Genomic DNA, 14,988 nt, shown 5'->3' with positions numbered 1-14,988 from the left:
GGTGCCCGGCCTGACCGCGGACGCGATCGCCGTGCTGGCGTCCGCGACTCCGCTCACCGCGACGCAGGAGGTCCTGCGCGACCGGTTCGTGGCGCACCTGCGCGCGCACCCGGACGGCGTCCACCGCACGTGCCGGCCGGACCATCTCACGGCGTCCACGATCGTGCTCTCGGCGGATCGCACGAAGGTGCTGCTGACCCTGCACGCCAAGGCGCGCCGGTGGTTCCAGCTCGGCGGGCACCTCGAGCCGGGGGACCGCACGCTGCTCGACGCCGCCCGCCGCGAGGCGGTCGAGGAGTCCGGCCTCGACGTCGTCCTCGACCCGGTGCCGGTGCACCTCGACGAGCACGCCGTGCCGTTCTGCGGCCCCGGCGGCGACGCGCACCACCTCGACGTACGCTTCGTCGCCGTGGCGCCCGAGGGCGGGCAGCACGCGGTGAGCGACGAGTCGCTCGACGTCCGCTGGTGGCCGGTCGACGACCTGCCAGACCCGGACCTCCAGGAGCTGGTGGCCGCCGCAGTGGCCCGCGTCCGGTGCCCCGCGGACGGACAACTACGCTTGACCCCGTGATCCCCGCAGCTGGCTCCTCCGCCGTCCGTGTCCGCTTCGCCCCGTCCCCGACGGGCATGTTCCACGTGGGCGGCGCCCGCTCGGCGCTGTTCAACTGGGCGGTCGCCAAGCAGCAGGGCGGCACGTTCGTGCTGCGGGTGGAGGACACCGACGCGGCGCGCAACAAGCCGGAGTGGGTCGATGGGATCCTCAGCGCCCTCGCCGCGCTCGGCATGCACGCCGAGGACCCGACGTTCGAGGGCCCGTACTTCCAGTCGCAGAACGTCGAGAAGCACCGCGCGGCCGCCGGGCGTCTGCTCGAGGCCGGCCGCGCGTACTACTGCGACTGCACCCGCGACGACGTGACCGCCCGCACCGGCAACGCGCAGGGCGGCTACGACGGCTTCTGCCGCGACCGCGGCCTGACCTACGAGCCCGGCCGCGCGCTGCGCTTCCGCACGCCCGACGAGGGCGAGACGCAGGTCGTCGACCTGATCCGCGGCAACCCCGTGTTCCCCAACGCGGCGCTCGAGGACTTCATCGTCGCCCGCGGCGACGGCTCGCCGGTCTTCCTGCTGGCCAACGTCGTCGACGACATGGACGAGGGCATCACGCACGTGATCCGCGGCGAGGAGCACCTGTCCAACACCCCCAAGCAGCAGCTGCTGTGGGAGGCGCTGGGGGCGACCCCGCCGGTGTGGGCGCACCTGCCGGTGATCGTCAACGAGAAGCGGCAGAAGCTCTCCAAGCGCCGCGACAAGGTGGCGCTCGAGGACTATCTCGCCGAGGGCTACCTGCCCGACGCGATGGTCAACTACCTCATGCTGCTCGGCTGGGCGCCGGGCAACGACGAGGAGATCCTGCCGTTCGACGAGCTGATCGAGCGCTTCCGCATCGAGGACGTCAACAGCGCGTCGGCGTTCTTCGACGTCAAGAAGCTCACGGCGTTCAACGGCGAGTACATCCGAGAGATGGACGTCCAGCAGTTCACCGCCGCCGTCGACCCGTGGCTGCACGCCCCGAGGGCGCCGTGGACCGAGGAGCAGTACGACGCCGCGGCGTTCGCGAAGCTCGCGCCGCTCGCGCAGTCCCGCGTCGCGCTGCTGGCCGACATCACCGACAACGTCGACTTCCTCTTCCTCGACGAGCCAGTCGACGACGAGCGCTCCTGGGCCAAGGCCATGAAGGAGGGCGCGGCCGAGCTGCTCACGGACGCCCGCGCGGCGCTCGCGGACCTCGGGACGTGGGAGGCGGAGCCGCTCAAGGACCTGGTCGCGGCGGTCGGGGAGCAGCACGGCCTCAAGCTGGGCAAGGCGCAGGCGCCGGTGCGCGTCGCCGTCACCGGCCGCACGATCGGCCTCCCGCTCTTCGAGTCGCTCGAGGTGCTGGGCCGCGAGCGCACGCTCGCGCGCGTCGACGCCGCCCTGGCGCGCCTCGATGGCTGAGCGCGCCCCGCTGGTCGAGCCCGTCTCGACCCCGCTGGTCGAGCCTGTCGAGACCCGGGACCCGTCCCGTCCCGTCGTCGACGGCGTGCTGCTCGACGTCGACGACACGCTCGTCGACACGAAGGGCGCGTTCGCGAAGGCGCTCTCGGCGGTCGCCGTCGAGCACCTGCCGCACGTGCCCGTGGACCGGTACCCGGAGCTGCTCGCGCACTGGCGCTCCGACCCGGGCGGGCACTACCAGCGCTACACGCGCGGCGAGACGGACGCCCTCACGCAGCGGCGGCTGCGCGCCGACCTCCTGCACCGGACGTTCGGCGGCGAGCCGGTCACCGAGTCGTCGTTCGCCGACTGGGACGCCCTGTTCTGGGGCACGTTCGAGCGGTCGTGGGCGGCGTTCGACGACTCCGCGGCGGCCCTCGACGCGCTGCGCGCCGCCGGCGTCGCGGTCGGCGTCGTGACGAACGCGGCCACCGGGCTGCAGGAGCGCAAGCTGCGCGCCGCCGGCCTCGCGGACGTGCCGGTGCTCGTGGGCGTGGACACCCTCGGCTACGGCAAGCCGCACCCGGACGTCTTCGTCGAGGGCGCCCGGCGCCTGGGCACCGACGTCGCGCGCACGGCCTACGTGGGCGACGAGCCCACGACCGACGCCCGCGCCGCCCGCGACGCCGGGCTGACGGGCGTCTGGCTCGACCGCCCCGGCGCGCGCCGCGACGACGAGCACCACGTGGACGCGGACGCCCTGCGCGCCGACGGGATCGTCGTGCTGCCCGGCCTCGCCGGGCTGGCGGCCGCGCTCGGCCTCTGACAGCTCAGGGGGCGAGGAGCAGCACCGCGCCGAGGCCGGTGCCCGTCACGACGACGGAGCCGAGGGCGCCGAGCAGCAGCGGCCGGCGCGCGGTGCGGGCGAGGCGCGGCACGTCCACGCCGGTGCCGAGGGCGAACATCGCGGCCACGAACAGGACGGTCGTGAGCTGCTGGGCGGTGTCCGTGACGACGTCGGGCAGGATCCCCGTGCTGCGGACCAGCACCGCGGCGAGAAAGCCCAGCACGAACCCGGGCACGAGCGGGGTGCGCCGGCCGTCGGCCGCCGCGGGCGCGGCGTCCCCCTGCCGCGCGGCCGCGAGGGCCGAGCGGCGCGCCAGCACCGCCCCCGCGCCGGCGACGAGGGGCGCGAGCAGCGCGACCCGCGCCAGCTTGGTGACGGTCGCCGTCGCCAGCGCCGCGGCCGAGACGGTGCCCGCCGCGGCGACCACCTGGGCCACCTCCTGCACGCTGGCGCCGATCCACAGGCCCGCCTGGTGGTCGGTGAGCCCGAGGGCCCCCGCGAGCGCCGGCAGCGCGACGATCGCGACCGTGCCGTAGACGGTGACGAGCGCCAGCGCTGCGGCGACGTCGTCGCGCAGGCGGGCGGGGGCCGCGGCGCCCGTGCGCGGGTCGCGCTCGAGCACGCTCGTCATCGCCGAGACGGCCGCCGCGCCGCAGATCGAGAAGCCGGTGGCCACGAGCAGGGCGGTCGCGCGCGGCACGCGCAGCAGCCGCCCGAGGGCGAGGACCGCGGCGAAGGTGCACGTCACCGTGACGACCACGACGGCGATCCCGCGCCAGCCCAGCGCGAGCACGTCGGGGATGGAGAGCTGGAGACCCAGCAGCACCACCCCGGCGCGCAGCACGGTGCGGGCGGTCCAGTCCGTCCCGGGCCCGACCCGCTCGGCGAACCGCGCCGCGCCCCGGCGGCGGGGCACGACCCGCCCGAGCACGGAACCGAGCACCGCCCCGGCCAGCAGCGCGAGGACCAGCGGGGACACGGCGCCGCCCGTCGCGGGCGCGAGGAGCCGGCTCACGCCGAGGAGCACGACCGTCGCCACGGCGGCCAGCGCGAGGCCGGGCGCGAGGCGGGTCGTGGCGCGGGTCCCTGGAGGGGTCTCGGTCCGGCGCGGTGCGGTGAGGGCGGTGGGCACGTGACCAGGCTCGCGACCCGCGCGGCGACGCGGAAGCGTCAGGTGCCGATCGATCCATAGACTGACGCTATGGCTGAACGTCCCCCGCTCGCGGCGCTCGAGCTGCTGGTCGCCCTCGACGCGCACGGCTCCATCAGCGCGGCGGCCCGCGCGGCCGGCGTCTCGCAGCCGACGGCGTCCGCCGGCCTGCACCGCCTCGAGCGGCGGCTCGGCCTCGAGCTTCTCGCCCGGGGCCCGCGGGGGACGGCGCTCACCGCCGCCGGCCACCGGGTGGCGGACGCGGCGCGCGACGTCGTGGCGGCCGTGGACCGGTTCGAGGACGCGGCCGCGGCGCTCCGCTCGGCGCCGGCCCCCGGGCTGCGCGTGGCGGCGAGCCTCACGATCGCCGAGTACCTCGCGCCTCAGTGGCTGGCGGCGTTCGGGCGCGAAGAGCGCGAGCGCGGCGGCACGACGCCGGACGTCGAGCTCGTGGTGCGCAACTCGCGCGAGGTCATGGAGCTGGTGCTCGACGGCGCGGCCGAGCTCGGCTTCGTCGAGAGCCCGACGGTGCGGCACGGGCTGCGGTCGCGCACCGTGGCCCACGACGAGCTCGTCGCCGTCGTGGCGCCGTCGCACCCGTGGGCGCGGCGGCGGTCGGTCGGGCCGGCCACGCTGGTCACGGGCCGGCTCGTGCTGCGCGAGGCCGGCTCCGGCACCCGCGACGTGCTCGAGGACGCGCTCGGCCAGGCCGGGGTGCGGCTGCCGGCGCACGTCACGACGCTCGGCTCCACCGTGGCGGTGAAGACGGCGGTGCGGCACGGTGACGGGTGCACCGTGCTGTCCGCGCTGACCGTGGCTGACGACGTCGACGCCGGTCACCTGGTCACGGTGCCGATCGCGCAGCTCGACCTGTCGCGCCGGCTGCGCGTCGTGTGGCGGGACGGCGCCACCCTGTCCGCGTCGGCGCGGCGGCTGGCCGCGGTCGCCGGCGCCCGCTGAGCCGCCGGGACGTGCCCGGCTCAGCGCCGGCGAGCCCGGTACGCGTGCGTGACGTACGGCAGGTCGACCTCGGTGCGGCCGATCAACGCCGGGTGCGCGGCGACCAGCGCGTCGACCTCGGCCAGCCGGTCCGCCCGCTCGTCCTCGGGCAGCGTGAGCAGGTAGCTGCGCGTCCCGGCGAGCACGCGCAGCGCCGCGACCGGAACCCGGTCGGCCCACCTGACCGTGGACGCCCCGACGGCGGTGAACGCCGCGCCGAGCTCCGGCAGCGGGTCGTTCCCTGCCCTCGGCTCCAGGCCGTCGCCGCGGTGCAGGATCTCGCCGAACCGCGCGACCCAGTCCACCTCGGCGTCGCGGTCGTTCCACACGACGCCCAGCGTGCCGCCCGGTCGCAGCACGCGGGCGATCTCGGCCGCGGCCGCCTCGGCGTCGAACCAGTGCCAGGCCTGACCGACGAGCACGGCGTCCACGGACGCGTCGGCCAGGGGGATGGCCTCGGCGGTGCCGCGGTGGGTCGCGACGCCGGGCAGCCGCGCGGACAGCTCCGCGAGCATCGGGGCCGACGGGTCGACGGCGACGACGTCCGGCTCGTCGCCGAGGACCTCGATCACCCCCGCGGTGAGCTTCCCCGTCCCTGCGGCGAGATCCAGGACGCGCCGCGCCCCGGCCGGCAGGAGCCAGGCGAGGGCCTCGCGCGGGTAGGCGGGCCTGACCTGGGCGTACACGGCGGCGTCGCGGTCGAACGACGCCGCGCGGTCGGCGTGCGAGTGCGGGTCCGCGGACGGCGGGAGGCCGTCAGGAGCGGGCTCGGGCGCGGGGCGGGGCGGCGTGGGGGAGGGCACGGGGCGAGCCTGCCACGGCGGTCCGAGGGGGTGACGTACGGCACCCGCGCGCGTTTTGGCCGAGGGCCTCACGTCCGGTAATGTTTTCCGACGTTGGGCCTGACGCGGTCGCTCCGACGATGTCGGATTTGCCGGGTAGGTCTGATCCATTGGGGTATGGTGTAATTGGCAGCACGAGAGATTCTGATTCTCTTAGTCTAGGTTCGAGTCCTGGTACCCCAGCGCAGCGCTCTTCGCCCGTCCCGGGAAGCCGGGACCCGGTGCGCTAGAGTTCTCACCGGCACGACGCCCAGGACATCCAGGTCGTCGAGTCATAGGCCCCCATCGTCTAGCGGCCTAGGACGCCGCCCTCTCACGGCGGTAACGCGGGTTCAAATCCCGCTGGGGGTACGCAGGTGGTCCGCTCGTCGGACTCCAGCATGGTCCGGCCTCGCGGCCGGGACCAGTTCCAGGCCCCCATCGTCTAGCGGCCTAGGACGCCGCCCTCTCACGGCGGTAACGCGGGTTCAAATCCCGCTGGGGGTACACAGTCGAGAGGCCCGGTCCATGCGGACCGGGCCTTTGTCGTTCCCTTGACTTTCCCCCGCGGGTGCGGCCGGCCGGTCAGAGGTACGGCTCGGGCACGCTCCCGCCGTCGCTGCTGGGGTGGTGGAAGCTCGCGCCGGTGGGCTTCCAGGTGACCGGCGAGGCCCCGGGGCTCGGCTCGGCCTCCGGCGGACGCGGCGCGGGGTGCGCCGGCCGGACCGCGATCGGCTGGGTGGTCGGGCGCGGCCCCTCGGACGAGCTGCGCCCGGGCACGACCGTCGGGCCGGCGGGCACCGGCGTCGGCGCGCCGTCCGGGGGGCGCCGACCGCCGTCGCCGGGGAGGTCGTCGTCATCGTCGTGGGACCGGCCGGGCGTGAACAGGGTGTCGCACAGGGTGCGGTAGGTGGAGTCCGGGCGCGGGACGTACCGGATGGTGCGCAGGGCCTGGTCCTGGCCGGCGGACTCCATGTCGAAGCGGCCGTAGCCGAGGACCTGGCCCGTGGGGCTGCGCGAGTACCCCATGTCGGTGACCTTCTTCATCGGCATCATCGCGACCTTGTGCACGACGAGGCCGTAGAGCAGCAGGAGCCGCTTGTCGGTCGCGACGAACCACTCGTAGCGCCACTCGAGCCACTTCCAGGCCAGGCGCGCCGCCACGACGAACCACGCGACCCACAGCCACTGGACCGTCCCGCGCACGTCGACCGGGGTGGCCATGACGAGGGTTCCGACCAGCAGGAACGCGCCGACCGTCGTCGCGATCGGCGCGAGGAGGCTCGCCCAGTGCCGTCGGGTCGCGACGATGACGCGCTCGTTCGGGAGCACGTACCGGCGCAGATGACCGTGCGCACGGACCGTCTCGCGCTGGCGGCGCTCCTCCCTGACCACGTCGTGCACCAGGTCAGTCGGTCAGGTTCGAGAAGAACTGCCCGAAGCTGGAGAACGCGTTGGTGATGAAGTCCCAGATCGCCGTCACGATGTTCGCCGCACGGTCAGGGCTGCTCACGATCGCGTAGATCAGGAAGATCACGACGATCCAGATCAGCAGTGTCTTGGCCTTCGCGGGCATCAGGTCCTCACGCCTCTCGGGTCTCGGGGCAGGGCTGCCCCGTCAGCCAGGAGCGTACTGACCTGGGCAGGGGCCCGACAGCACCGGGCCCGGCGCGCCGCGTCGGGTGGCGGCGGGCCGGGCCCGGTCGGCCCCGTGGCGGGCCGGTGGTCAGGGGCAGGGTGACGGGGCGATCACTCGCCGGCGCGCCGCAGCACCTCGGTGAGGCGGTTGGCGGCGGAGACGACGGCGGCCGAGTGCAGGCGGCCCGGCTGCCGGGTCAGGCGCTCGACGGGGCCGGAGACGGACACGGACGCCACGACGCGGCCCGACGGCCCGCGCACGGGCGCCGAGACGGACGCCACGCCGAGCTCGCGCTCGGACACGGACTGCGCCCACCCGCGGCGCCGGACGCCGGACAGGATCGTCGCGGTGAACACCGCCTCGCGCAGGCCGCGGTGCAGCCGGTCGGGCTCCTCCCAGGCGAGGAGGATCTGCGCCGCGGAGCCTGCGTGCATCGTGAGCGTGGCGCCGACGGGGATCGAGTCGCGCAGGCCCACCGGTCGCTCGGCGGCGGCCACGCAGACGCGATGGTCGCCCTGGCGGCGGTAGAGCTGGGCGCTCTCGCCCGTGTGGTCGCGCAGGGCGGTGAGCACGGGGTTGGCCGCGGCCAGGAGCCGGTCCTCGCCGGCCGCCGTCGCGAGCTCGTTGAGGCGCGGTCCGAGCACGAACCTGCCCTGCATGTCGCGGCCGACGAGGCGGTGGTGCTCGAGCGCGACGGCAAGCCGGTGGGCCGTCGGCCGGGCGAGCCCGGTCGAGGAGACCAGCTGCGCCAGGGTGGCGGGTCCTGACTCGAGCGCGCCCAGCACGGACGCGGCCTTGTCGAGTACGCCGACTCCGCTAGTATCGTCCATAGGACGATATTGACGTCTCGCCCACTGAGATTGCAAGTCGAGGACCGCATCTCACGGGACGGAACCGTCTCACGGTCCGAGCCGTTCGACGGTATCGATCGAGACAAGCACACGCACGACGGCTGCGGGGACGCGGCGGACGAGGAGCTCAAGATGGCCGGCACGCTGGCGGAGAAGGTCTGGGAGGCGCACCTGGTGCGCCGTGGCAGCGACGGGGCGCCCGACCTCCTCTACATCGATCTGCACCTCGTCCACGAGGTGACGAGCCCGCAGGCGTTCGAGGGCCTGCGGCTCGCCGGTCGCCCGGTCCGTCGCCCGGACCTCACGATCGCGACCGAGGACCACAACACCCCCACGCTCGACATCGACCTGCCCATCGCGGACCTCACCAGCCGCACGCAGATCGACACGCTGCGCAACAACGCGCGCGAGTTCGGCGTGCGCATCCACTCGCTGGGCGACGCGGACCAGGGCATCGTGCACCAGGTGGGCCCGCAGCTCGGCCTCACCATGCCGGGCCTGACGGTGGTGTGCGGCGACTCGCACACGTCCACGCACGGTGCGTTCGGCGCGCTGGCGTTCGGCATCGGTACCTCCGAGGTCGAGCACGTGCTCGCCACGCAGACGCTGCCGCTCGCCCCGTTCAAGACGATGGCGATCACCGTGAACGGCGAGCTGCCCCCGGGCGCGACCAGCAAGGACATCATCCTGGCGATCATCGCCAAGATCGGCACCGGCGGCGGGCAGGGCTACGTGCTCGAGTACCGCGGCGAGGCCATCCGGACGCTCTCGATGGAGGCGCGGATGACCATCTGCAACATGTCCATCGAGGCCGGCGCCCGCGCGGGCATGATCGCCCCCGACCAGACGACGTTCGACTACCTCGAGGGCCGCCCGCACGCCCCCGAGGGCGAGGACTGGGACGCCGCCGTCGAGTACTGGAAGACGCTGCGCAGCGACGACGACGCCGAGTTCGACGCCGAGGTCGTGCTGGAGGCGGCCGACCTCGAGCCGTTCGTCACCTGGGGCACCAACCCCGGCCAGGGCCTGCCGCTGTCGGCGTCGGTGCCCGTGCCGTCCGAGATCGCGGACGAGAACGAGCGCGTCGCCGCGGAGCGCGCGCTGGAGTACATGGGCCTGGAGCCCGGCGTCCCGCTGCGCGACGTGAAGGTCGACACGGTCTTCATCGGTTCCTGCACCAACGGCCGCATCGAGGACCTCCGCTCGGTGGCGAAGGTGCTCCAGGGCCGGCACAAGTCCGACGACGTGCGCGTGCTCGTCGTGCCGGCCTCGGCGCGCGTGCGCCTGCAGGCCGAGGCCGAGGGCCTCGACGTGATCTTCAAGGAGTTCGGCGCCGAGTGGCGCAACGCCGGCTGCTCGATGTGCCTCGGCATGAACCCCGACCAGCTCACGCCGGGCGAGCGCGCCGCGTCGACGTCGAACCGCAACTTCGAGGGCCGGCAGGGCAAGGGCGGTCGCACCCACCTGGTCTCGCCGCTCGTCGCCGCGGCCACCGCCATCCGCGGCACCCTGTCGTCGGTGTCCGACCTGGAGCTCGGCGGCGACGTCGACCTCACGACGTTCGACGGCACCCCCCTGGCGCCGCTGGCCGCCCCGTCGTTCGTCTGAGCACCCCGCGTTTTCGAGGAGAACCCCCATGGAGAAGTTCACCACCCACACCGGCGTCGGGGTGCCGCTGCGCCGCAGCAACGTCGACACCGACCAGATCATCCCCGCCGTCTACCTCAAGCGCGTGACCCGCACGGGCTTCGAGGACGCGCTGTTCGCCGCCTGGCGCGGCGACCCCACGTTCGTGCTCAACCAGGACGCCTACAAGTCCGGCTCGGTGCTCGTCGCCGGCTCCGACTTCGGCACCGGGTCCTCCCGCGAGCACGCCGTGTGGGCGCTCAAGGACTACGGCTTCCGCGTCGTCCTCGCTCCCCGGTTCGCGGACATCTTCCGCGGCAACTCGGGCAAGCAGGGCCTTGTCGCCGGGATCGTCGCGCAGGAGGACATCGAGCTCCTCTGGAAGGTCCTCGAGACGAAGCCGGGCACCGAGGTGACCGTGGACCTCGGCGCGCGCACGGCGCACGCCGACGACGTGACCGTGCCGTTCCAGATCGACGACTACACGCGCTGGCGCCTCATGGAGGGCCTCGACGACATCGGCCTCACGCTGCAGCACGAGGGCGACATCAAGGCGTTCGAGGAGGAGCGGGCCGCCTGGCGTCCCAAGACGCTGCCGGCCAAGCACCTGCCGAGCGTCCCGATCGAGCCCGCGCGCCCGGTGGGCTGACGCCGCGTTCGGCATCGAGCGTGCTGACCTGATCCTCGAACGGCCTGTTGGGGGATCAAGTCAGCACGCTCGATGTCTTTCTGGCGGGCCGTGACAGGCGCTTATCCGACGCCCAGCAGCGGCCCGACGGCGTCCTCGAGGTACGGCGCGAGCGTGCCGCCTTCGAGGAAGGGGGTGCCGGGTGTCGCGCGGATGAACAGTGCGTGGCCTCGCCCGGCGCCGCCGGCTACGGCGTGGGCGGTCCCTGCCGCACCCGCTCGAGGAGGCACTCGGGCGTCGCCGTCGTCGGGTTCCACCACGACTCGATCCACCAGGTGGCCCCGGCGTCGGCCATGGCCTGCGCCTGCGCGGCCGCCTCGCCCGGGTCGGCGGCGAGCGTCCCGGAGGCGACGACGTCGAACGGGCCGGCGTCGGAGCTCCGCTGCCCGGCGATCCACGCGGTGAGCTCGCGGACCGCGTCGGGACCGGCCTCTGCCTCCTCGGGGGTGGTGCCGCGCACCTGCACGACGATCCCGTCCCACTGCAGCGTGCGGCGCAGGTTCTTCAGCGGCGGGCGCTGCGCGTCCCACACCCCGACCGGCCACACGGGGATGCGCCCGTGCACCGGTGGAGCGGCGAACCGGAAGGGCCCCGTCCGCACGTGCTCGCCGTCGGCGGCGAACTCCTCGCCGGACCACGACCGCTCCAGCCACGCGAGCGCCTCGTCGAGCGTCTGCGCGCGGTCCTTCAGCGCCGTGACCTGCCCGGGGACCGACGTGAACCCCCGGTCGTCGAGCACGCCGACGCCCACGGGGAGCACGAGCCGCCCGCCCGACAGGTGGTCGACCGTCAGGGCGCGCTGGGCCAGCTCCCACGCCCGGTGGCGCGGCACCGCGAAGACCATCGCGCCGAGCGTGATCCGCTCGGTCGCGACCGCGGCACCCGCCAGCACCGTGAACGGGTCCCAGGCGGTGAGCGCCTCGCCGCCCCAGTCGCCCATGCTGACCGCGTCCCAGCTGAAGAACCCGTCCCAGCCGTGCTCCTCGCACTCGCGTGCCAGCTGCACGTGCTGCGCCGGCGTGCCGAAGCTGCCGACGAACCCGAACCTCATGCTCGACTCCTTCGCCGTGGGGGAGGCCTCAACGGTGGCCGTTGAGGTGGCCGTCGTCGACGCTACGGGCCGCCTCCGACACCCGCTCGCCCGAGCCGTAGGGTGTGCGGGTGCCTGCCGAGACGCCCGAGAGCCCTGTGACGACCGCGACGCCCGGGACGGACGGGAACCCACCGGTCGAGATGTGGACCGACGGTGCCTGCAAGGGCAACCCGGGGATCGGCGGCTGGGGCGCGCTGCTGCGGTTCGGGGAGCACACCAAGGAGCTCTACGGGGGCGAGAGGGTCACGACGAACAACCGGATGGAGCTGACCGCCGTCGTCGAGGCGCTGCGCGCCCTCACGCGGCCCAGCACGGTGGTGATCCACGTCGACTCGTCGTACGTGATGAACGGCATGAAGACCTGGATCGCGGGGTGGAAGCGCAACGGCTGGACGACGTCCGCCAAGAAGCCCGTGAAGAACGTCGACCTGTGGCAGGCCCTCGACGCCGAGGTCACCAAGCACGACGTGCGCTGGGTGTGGGTCAAGGGGCACGCCGGCGACCCCGGCAACGAGCGCGCGGACGCCCTCGCGAACCTCGGGGTCGACTCCGTCCGCTAGGCACCCCGCCGGACGCGCCGGCGGGCGACGCGCCCAGGTGCGACGGACGTCACGCCGCGGTCGGTCCGGACCGCTAATAGGCTGGGCCCATGGCTTCCCACTACGACGTCGTCCTCCTCGGGGCTGGCCCCGGCGGCTATGTCGCCGCGATCCGCGCGGCCCAGCTCGGCAAGTCCGTCGCCATCATCGAGGAGAAGTACTGGGGTGGTGTCTGCCTCAACGTGGGCTGCATCCCCTCCAAGGCCCTCCTGCGCAACGCGGAGCTCGCCCACATCTTCAACCACCAGGCCGACTTCTTCGGCATGTCGGGTGACGTGACGTTCGACTTCGGCAAGGCGTTCGACCGCTCCCGGGTGGTCGCGGACGGCCGTACCAAGGGCGTCCACTTCCTCATGAAGAAGAACAAGATCACCGAGTACGACGGTCGCGGCACGTTCCGCGACGCGAACACGATCGAGGTGGCGCTGAACTCCGGCGGCACCGAGACGGTGACGTTCGACAACGCGATCATCGCCACCGGCTCGCAGGTCAAGCTGCTCCCGGGCGTCGAGCTCTCCGAGAACGTCGTGACCTACGAGAAGCAGATCATGACGCGCGAGCTGCCGGAGTCGATCGCCATCGTCGGCGCCGGCGCCATCGGCATGGAGTTCGCGTACGTCCTCAAGAACTACGGCGTGGACGTCACGATCATCGAGTTCCTCGACCGTGCGCTGCCGAACGAGGACGCGGACGTCTCCAAGGAGATCGCCAAGCAGTACAAGAAGATGGGCGTCACCATCCTGACGTCCACCGCCGTCCAGACGATCAAGGACAACGGCTCGTCGGTCACCGTCTCCTACAAGGGCGTCAAGGACGACAAGCCCGGCGAGATCGTCGTCGACAAGGTGCTGTCCGCCGTCGGCTTCGCCCCGAACGTCGAGAACTTCGGCCTCGAGAACACCGGCGTGCAGCTCACCGAGCGCGGCGCCATCGCCATCGACGACCACATGCGCACCAACGTGCCGCACATCTACGCCATCGGCGACGTCACCGCCAAGCTCATGCTGGCGCACGTCGCGGAGGCGCAGGGCGTCGTCGCCGCCGAGACCATCGGCGGCGCCGAGACCATGACGCTCGGCGACTACCGCATGATGCCGCGCGCCACGTTCTGCTCCCCGCAGGTCGCGTCGTTCGGCCTCACCGAGCAGCAGGCCAAGGACGAGGGCTACGACGTCAAGGCCACCAGCTTCCCGTTCATGGCCAACGGCAAGGCCCACGGCCTCGGCGACACCACCGGGTTCGTCAAGATCCTCGTCGACACCAAGTACAACGAGCTGCTCGGTGCGCACATGATCGGCCCGGACGTCTCCGAGATGCTGCCCGAGCTGACCCTGGCACAGAAGTGGGACCTCACCGCCGACGAGGTCGCGCGCAACGTGCACACGCACCCGACCCTGTCGGAGTCCGTCCAGGAGGCCATCCACGGCGCCGTCGGGCACATGATCAACCTGTAGTCACCAGGGCAAATCGGACACTGTCCGATCGCCTGGTCAGAGGCCCGGATCCGCGAGTTTTCGCAGGTCCGGGCCTCTTTTCTGTCTTGGGGCGGCCTGGACACCTCGAGACAGAAGGACCCCTGCGTGCCACGAGATGTGGCACGCAGGCGGCACGACACCGGGAGGTCGAGTTGGCCGAGAAGGGTGCGGTGCGACAGCGTCGCGAGGCATGGGGCGCGTGGGCAGGCTCATCCGCACCGATCTCGACAAGCTGCGCGAGCGGCTGGCGGTCGCCATCCCGACTGTCAGGCATGAAGCCGCCGACTGCCCAGGCACTGTCGCGCGCCCTTCCGCTGCGTCGTACGTTGTAATACGCTAGTGCGGTGTTCGAGACGGCGGACTGGTCGCAGCGTGCCGCCCACATGTGGGACGGGCACGGCGTTCGACCTGCCGAAGCGAACGAGGCGCTGGGAGACCCGAACCGTGTCGTGATCGATCCTGACTACAACAGTCGCAGTGGCGATGGAGTTCGGATCGTCGGCTTCTGTGCCAGCCGCGGCGAGGTGTTGACCGTCCTCGTCCACAAGCCGACGGGCTACGGCATCAACGGATGGCCGTCCAACTCGAAGGACTGCCGGATCTACCGAGAGGGAGGAACGCCATGACCAAGGACATCGCGAAGGTCCTCGCTGCCGAGTCACAGGCGGCTGAAGAGGCCGAAGAGCGGGGCGAGCAGCTGCGGGACCTGTCGGAGGTCAGGGTGACCCGTGGACATTCGCGGTCCCGCGTGCTTCAGATCCGGCTCAACAGCGATGAGCTGGAGCGGCTCGAGATCCTCGCCGAGGAACGTGGACTGCCGACATCGACGGTGGCGCGAGCCCTCCTGCTGCAGTCGTTGGACAGCGGCAGCGCAGACCTTCCCGACGTCGAGGCGGCCGTGCGGCATGCGCTTCGAGCGACGCTTCGTCAGGACTTGCTCGCGCCCGCGTCGTGATCAGCCCACTGAGGTAGGGCGTGACGCCTCACCCCAGAAGATCGGGTCCTCGTGGGCTGCCGATGTGGTCGAGCAGGCCCTGGACGTTCTTCGTCGTCCGCGTCCGCTTGTACTCGTGGAACTTCAGGTTCCGGTCGCGCCAGTAGATGCTCCACTGGCCGGACGTCGCGGTGTAGCGCAGTCGGGCGATCGGGAACCGGGTCCAGTCGCCCTGGCCGTCCCATGGCGGGTGGCGCTGGCGGGCACACGCAAGAACGCTCAACCTCGCGAC

The 14,988-nt window shown here is 72.9% G+C and carries 17 protein-coding genes and 3 tRNA genes; 13 read left to right on the top strand and 7 right to left on the bottom strand.

The genetic code is table 11. From position 1 onward, the window contains the following. Position 1 precedes the first annotated feature (1 nt). The 3 genes from ACQFYA_RS14300 to ACQFYA_RS14290 are packed head-to-tail and all read left to right on the top strand — an operon-like array spanning position 2 to position 2,800. Entirely contained in the window at positions 2-571 is a 570-nt protein-coding gene (locus ACQFYA_RS14300; RefSeq protein WP_499125300.1) for an NUDIX hydrolase, read from the top strand. Then, the gene (gene gltX / locus ACQFYA_RS14295) at positions 568-1,995 is read left to right on the top strand and encodes a glutamate--tRNA ligase (RefSeq protein ID WP_499125299.1); all 1,428 of its coding nucleotides are present in this window, start codon (positions 568-570) and stop codon (positions 1,993-1,995) included. The genes ACQFYA_RS14300 and gltX overlap by 4 nt, the downstream gene beginning before the upstream one ends. Beyond that, the gene (locus ACQFYA_RS14290; RefSeq protein WP_499125296.1) at positions 1,988-2,800 is read left to right on the top strand and encodes an HAD family hydrolase; all 813 of its coding nucleotides are present in this window, start codon (positions 1,988-1,990) and stop codon (positions 2,798-2,800) included. Before gltX ends, ACQFYA_RS14290 begins: the two co-directional genes overlap by 8 nt. A 4-nt stretch (positions 2,801-2,804) precedes the next feature. On the opposite strand, the gene ACQFYA_RS14285 is transcribed toward ACQFYA_RS14290, so the two are convergent. After that, the gene (locus ACQFYA_RS14285; protein WP_499125295.1) at positions 2,805-3,953 is read right to left on the bottom strand and encodes a YeiH family protein; all 1,149 of its coding nucleotides are present in this window, start codon (positions 3,951-3,953) and stop codon (positions 2,805-2,807) included. A 69-nt stretch (positions 3,954-4,022) separates the two neighbouring features. Between ACQFYA_RS14285 and ACQFYA_RS14280 the strand changes: the two genes are divergently transcribed. Then, a complete protein-coding gene (locus ACQFYA_RS14280) occupies positions 4,023-4,931 on the top strand; it encodes a LysR family transcriptional regulator (protein WP_499125294.1) in 909 nt (302 codons plus the stop codon). A 20-nt stretch (positions 4,932-4,951) separates the two neighbouring features. On the opposite strand, the gene ACQFYA_RS14275 is transcribed toward ACQFYA_RS14280, so the two are convergent. Beyond that, positions 4,952-5,773, bottom strand: coding sequence for a class I SAM-dependent methyltransferase (locus ACQFYA_RS14275; protein WP_499125293.1), 822 nt, complete (start codon positions 5,771-5,773; stop codon positions 4,952-4,954). Positions 5,774-5,923: 150 nt separating this feature from the next. Between ACQFYA_RS14275 and ACQFYA_RS14270 the strand changes: the two genes are divergently transcribed. The 3 genes from ACQFYA_RS14270 (at position 5,924) to ACQFYA_RS14260 (ending at position 6,298) form a co-directional block, all read left to right on the top strand. Further along, a tRNA-Gln gene (locus ACQFYA_RS14270) sits at positions 5,924-5,995 on the top strand. A 95-nt stretch (positions 5,996-6,090) separates the two neighbouring features. Beyond that, a tRNA-Glu gene (locus ACQFYA_RS14265) sits at positions 6,091-6,163 on the top strand. A gap of 62 nt (positions 6,164-6,225) precedes the next feature. Then, positions 6,226-6,298 (top strand) — tRNA-Glu (locus ACQFYA_RS14260). 78 nt (positions 6,299-6,376) lie between these two features. On the opposite strand, the gene ACQFYA_RS14255 is transcribed toward ACQFYA_RS14260, so the two are convergent. From ACQFYA_RS14255 to ACQFYA_RS14245, 3 genes are all read right to left on the bottom strand, one after another. Beyond that, positions 6,377-7,195 (bottom strand): PH domain-containing protein, encoded by an 819-nt coding sequence (locus ACQFYA_RS14255; RefSeq protein WP_499125292.1) that lies wholly within the window; start codon positions 7,193-7,195, stop codon positions 6,377-6,379. 4 nt (positions 7,196-7,199) lie between these two features. Next, positions 7,200-7,367, bottom strand: a complete 168-nt coding sequence (locus tag ACQFYA_RS14250; RefSeq protein WP_499125291.1) for a hypothetical protein — start codon at positions 7,365-7,367, stop codon at positions 7,200-7,202. A 173-nt stretch (positions 7,368-7,540) separates the two neighbouring features. After that, the gene (locus ACQFYA_RS14245; RefSeq protein WP_499125290.1) at positions 7,541-8,260 is read right to left on the bottom strand and encodes an IclR family transcriptional regulator; all 720 of its coding nucleotides are present in this window, start codon (positions 8,258-8,260) and stop codon (positions 7,541-7,543) included. A 153-nt stretch (positions 8,261-8,413) separates the two neighbouring features. Here ACQFYA_RS14245 and leuC point away from each other — a divergent pair, with 153 nt between their 5' ends. Together leuC and leuD are read left to right on the top strand one after the other, a co-directional pair. Continuing rightward, complete coding sequence (gene leuC / locus ACQFYA_RS14240) at positions 8,414-9,889, top strand: 3-isopropylmalate dehydratase large subunit (RefSeq protein WP_499125288.1); 1,476 nt, start codon at positions 8,414-8,416, stop codon at positions 9,887-9,889. A 28-nt stretch (positions 9,890-9,917) separates the two neighbouring features. Continuing rightward, positions 9,918-10,556 (top strand): 3-isopropylmalate dehydratase small subunit, encoded by a 639-nt coding sequence (gene leuD / locus ACQFYA_RS14235; protein ID WP_499125287.1) that lies wholly within the window; start codon positions 9,918-9,920, stop codon positions 10,554-10,556. Positions 10,557-10,782: 226 nt separating this feature from the next. On the opposite strand, the gene ACQFYA_RS14230 is transcribed toward leuD, so the two are convergent. Then, a complete protein-coding gene (locus tag ACQFYA_RS14230; RefSeq protein ID WP_499125286.1) occupies positions 10,783-11,646 on the bottom strand; it encodes an LLM class flavin-dependent oxidoreductase in 864 nt (287 codons plus the stop codon). Positions 11,647-11,828: 182 nt separating this feature from the next. Here ACQFYA_RS14230 and rnhA point away from each other — a divergent pair, with 182 nt between their 5' ends. From rnhA to ACQFYA_RS14210, 4 genes are all read left to right on the top strand, one after another. Next, the gene (gene rnhA / locus ACQFYA_RS14225) at positions 11,829-12,248 is read left to right on the top strand and encodes a ribonuclease HI (RefSeq protein WP_499127539.1); all 420 of its coding nucleotides are present in this window, start codon (positions 11,829-11,831) and stop codon (positions 12,246-12,248) included. An 89-nt stretch (positions 12,249-12,337) separates the two neighbouring features. Beyond that, positions 12,338-13,741, top strand: coding sequence for a dihydrolipoyl dehydrogenase (gene lpdA / locus ACQFYA_RS14220; protein ID WP_499125285.1), 1,404 nt, complete (start codon positions 12,338-12,340; stop codon positions 13,739-13,741). Positions 13,742-14,106: 365 nt separating this feature from the next. Next, on the top strand, positions 14,107-14,388 hold the full coding sequence (locus tag ACQFYA_RS14215) for a BrnT family toxin (RefSeq protein ID WP_499125284.1): 282 nt from the start codon (positions 14,107-14,109) through the stop codon (positions 14,386-14,388). After that, entirely contained in the window at positions 14,385-14,717 is a 333-nt protein-coding gene (locus ACQFYA_RS14210; RefSeq protein WP_499125283.1) for a hypothetical protein, read from the top strand. Before ACQFYA_RS14215 ends, ACQFYA_RS14210 begins: the two co-directional genes overlap by 4 nt. 28 nt (positions 14,718-14,745) lie before the next feature. Here ACQFYA_RS14210 and ACQFYA_RS14205 read toward each other — a convergent pair whose 3' ends face one another. Continuing rightward, on the bottom strand, positions 14,746-14,979 hold the full coding sequence (locus ACQFYA_RS14205) for a DUF3024 domain-containing protein (protein ID WP_499125282.1): 234 nt from the start codon (positions 14,977-14,979) through the stop codon (positions 14,746-14,748). Positions 14,980-14,988: the final 9 nt, after the last annotated feature.

Origin of the sequence: Promicromonospora sp. Marseille-Q5078 (assembly GCF_050315395.1) — a bacterium.
In the GTDB taxonomy this organism is placed as follows: Bacteria; Actinomycetota; Actinomycetes; order Actinomycetales; family Cellulomonadaceae; genus Isoptericola.
This window is presented reverse-complemented; position numbering and strand designations above follow the sequence as displayed.

Excerpts from the sequence above, each read along its gene's own strand:
- ACQFYA_RS14290 (WP_499125296.1), top strand. The coding sequence starts at position 1,988 with ATGGCTGAGCGCGCCCCGCTGGTCGAGCCCGTCTCGACCCCGCTGGTC.
- ACQFYA_RS14280 (WP_499125294.1), top strand. The coding sequence starts at position 4,023 with ATGGCTGAACGTCCCCCGCTCGCGGCGCTCGAGCTGCTGGTCGCCCTC.
- ACQFYA_RS14250 (WP_499125291.1), bottom strand. The coding sequence starts at position 7,367 with ATGCCCGCGAAGGCCAAGACACTGCTGATCTGGATCGTCGTGATCTTC.
- ACQFYA_RS14245 (WP_499125290.1), bottom strand. The coding sequence starts at position 8,260 with ATGGACGATACTAGCGGAGTCGGCGTACTCGACAAGGCCGCGTCCGTG.
- leuC (WP_499125288.1), top strand. The coding sequence starts at position 8,414 with ATGGCCGGCACGCTGGCGGAGAAGGTCTGGGAGGCGCACCTGGTGCGC.
- leuD (WP_499125287.1), top strand. The coding sequence starts at position 9,918 with ATGGAGAAGTTCACCACCCACACCGGCGTCGGGGTGCCGCTGCGCCGC.
- ACQFYA_RS14230 (WP_499125286.1), bottom strand. The coding sequence starts at position 11,646 with ATGAGGTTCGGGTTCGTCGGCAGCTTCGGCACGCCGGCGCAGCACGTG.
- rnhA (WP_499127539.1), top strand. The coding sequence starts at position 11,829 with ATGTGGACCGACGGTGCCTGCAAGGGCAACCCGGGGATCGGCGGCTGG.
- lpdA (WP_499125285.1), top strand. The coding sequence starts at position 12,338 with ATGGCTTCCCACTACGACGTCGTCCTCCTCGGGGCTGGCCCCGGCGGC.
- ACQFYA_RS14210 (WP_499125283.1), top strand. The coding sequence starts at position 14,385 with ATGACCAAGGACATCGCGAAGGTCCTCGCTGCCGAGTCACAGGCGGCT.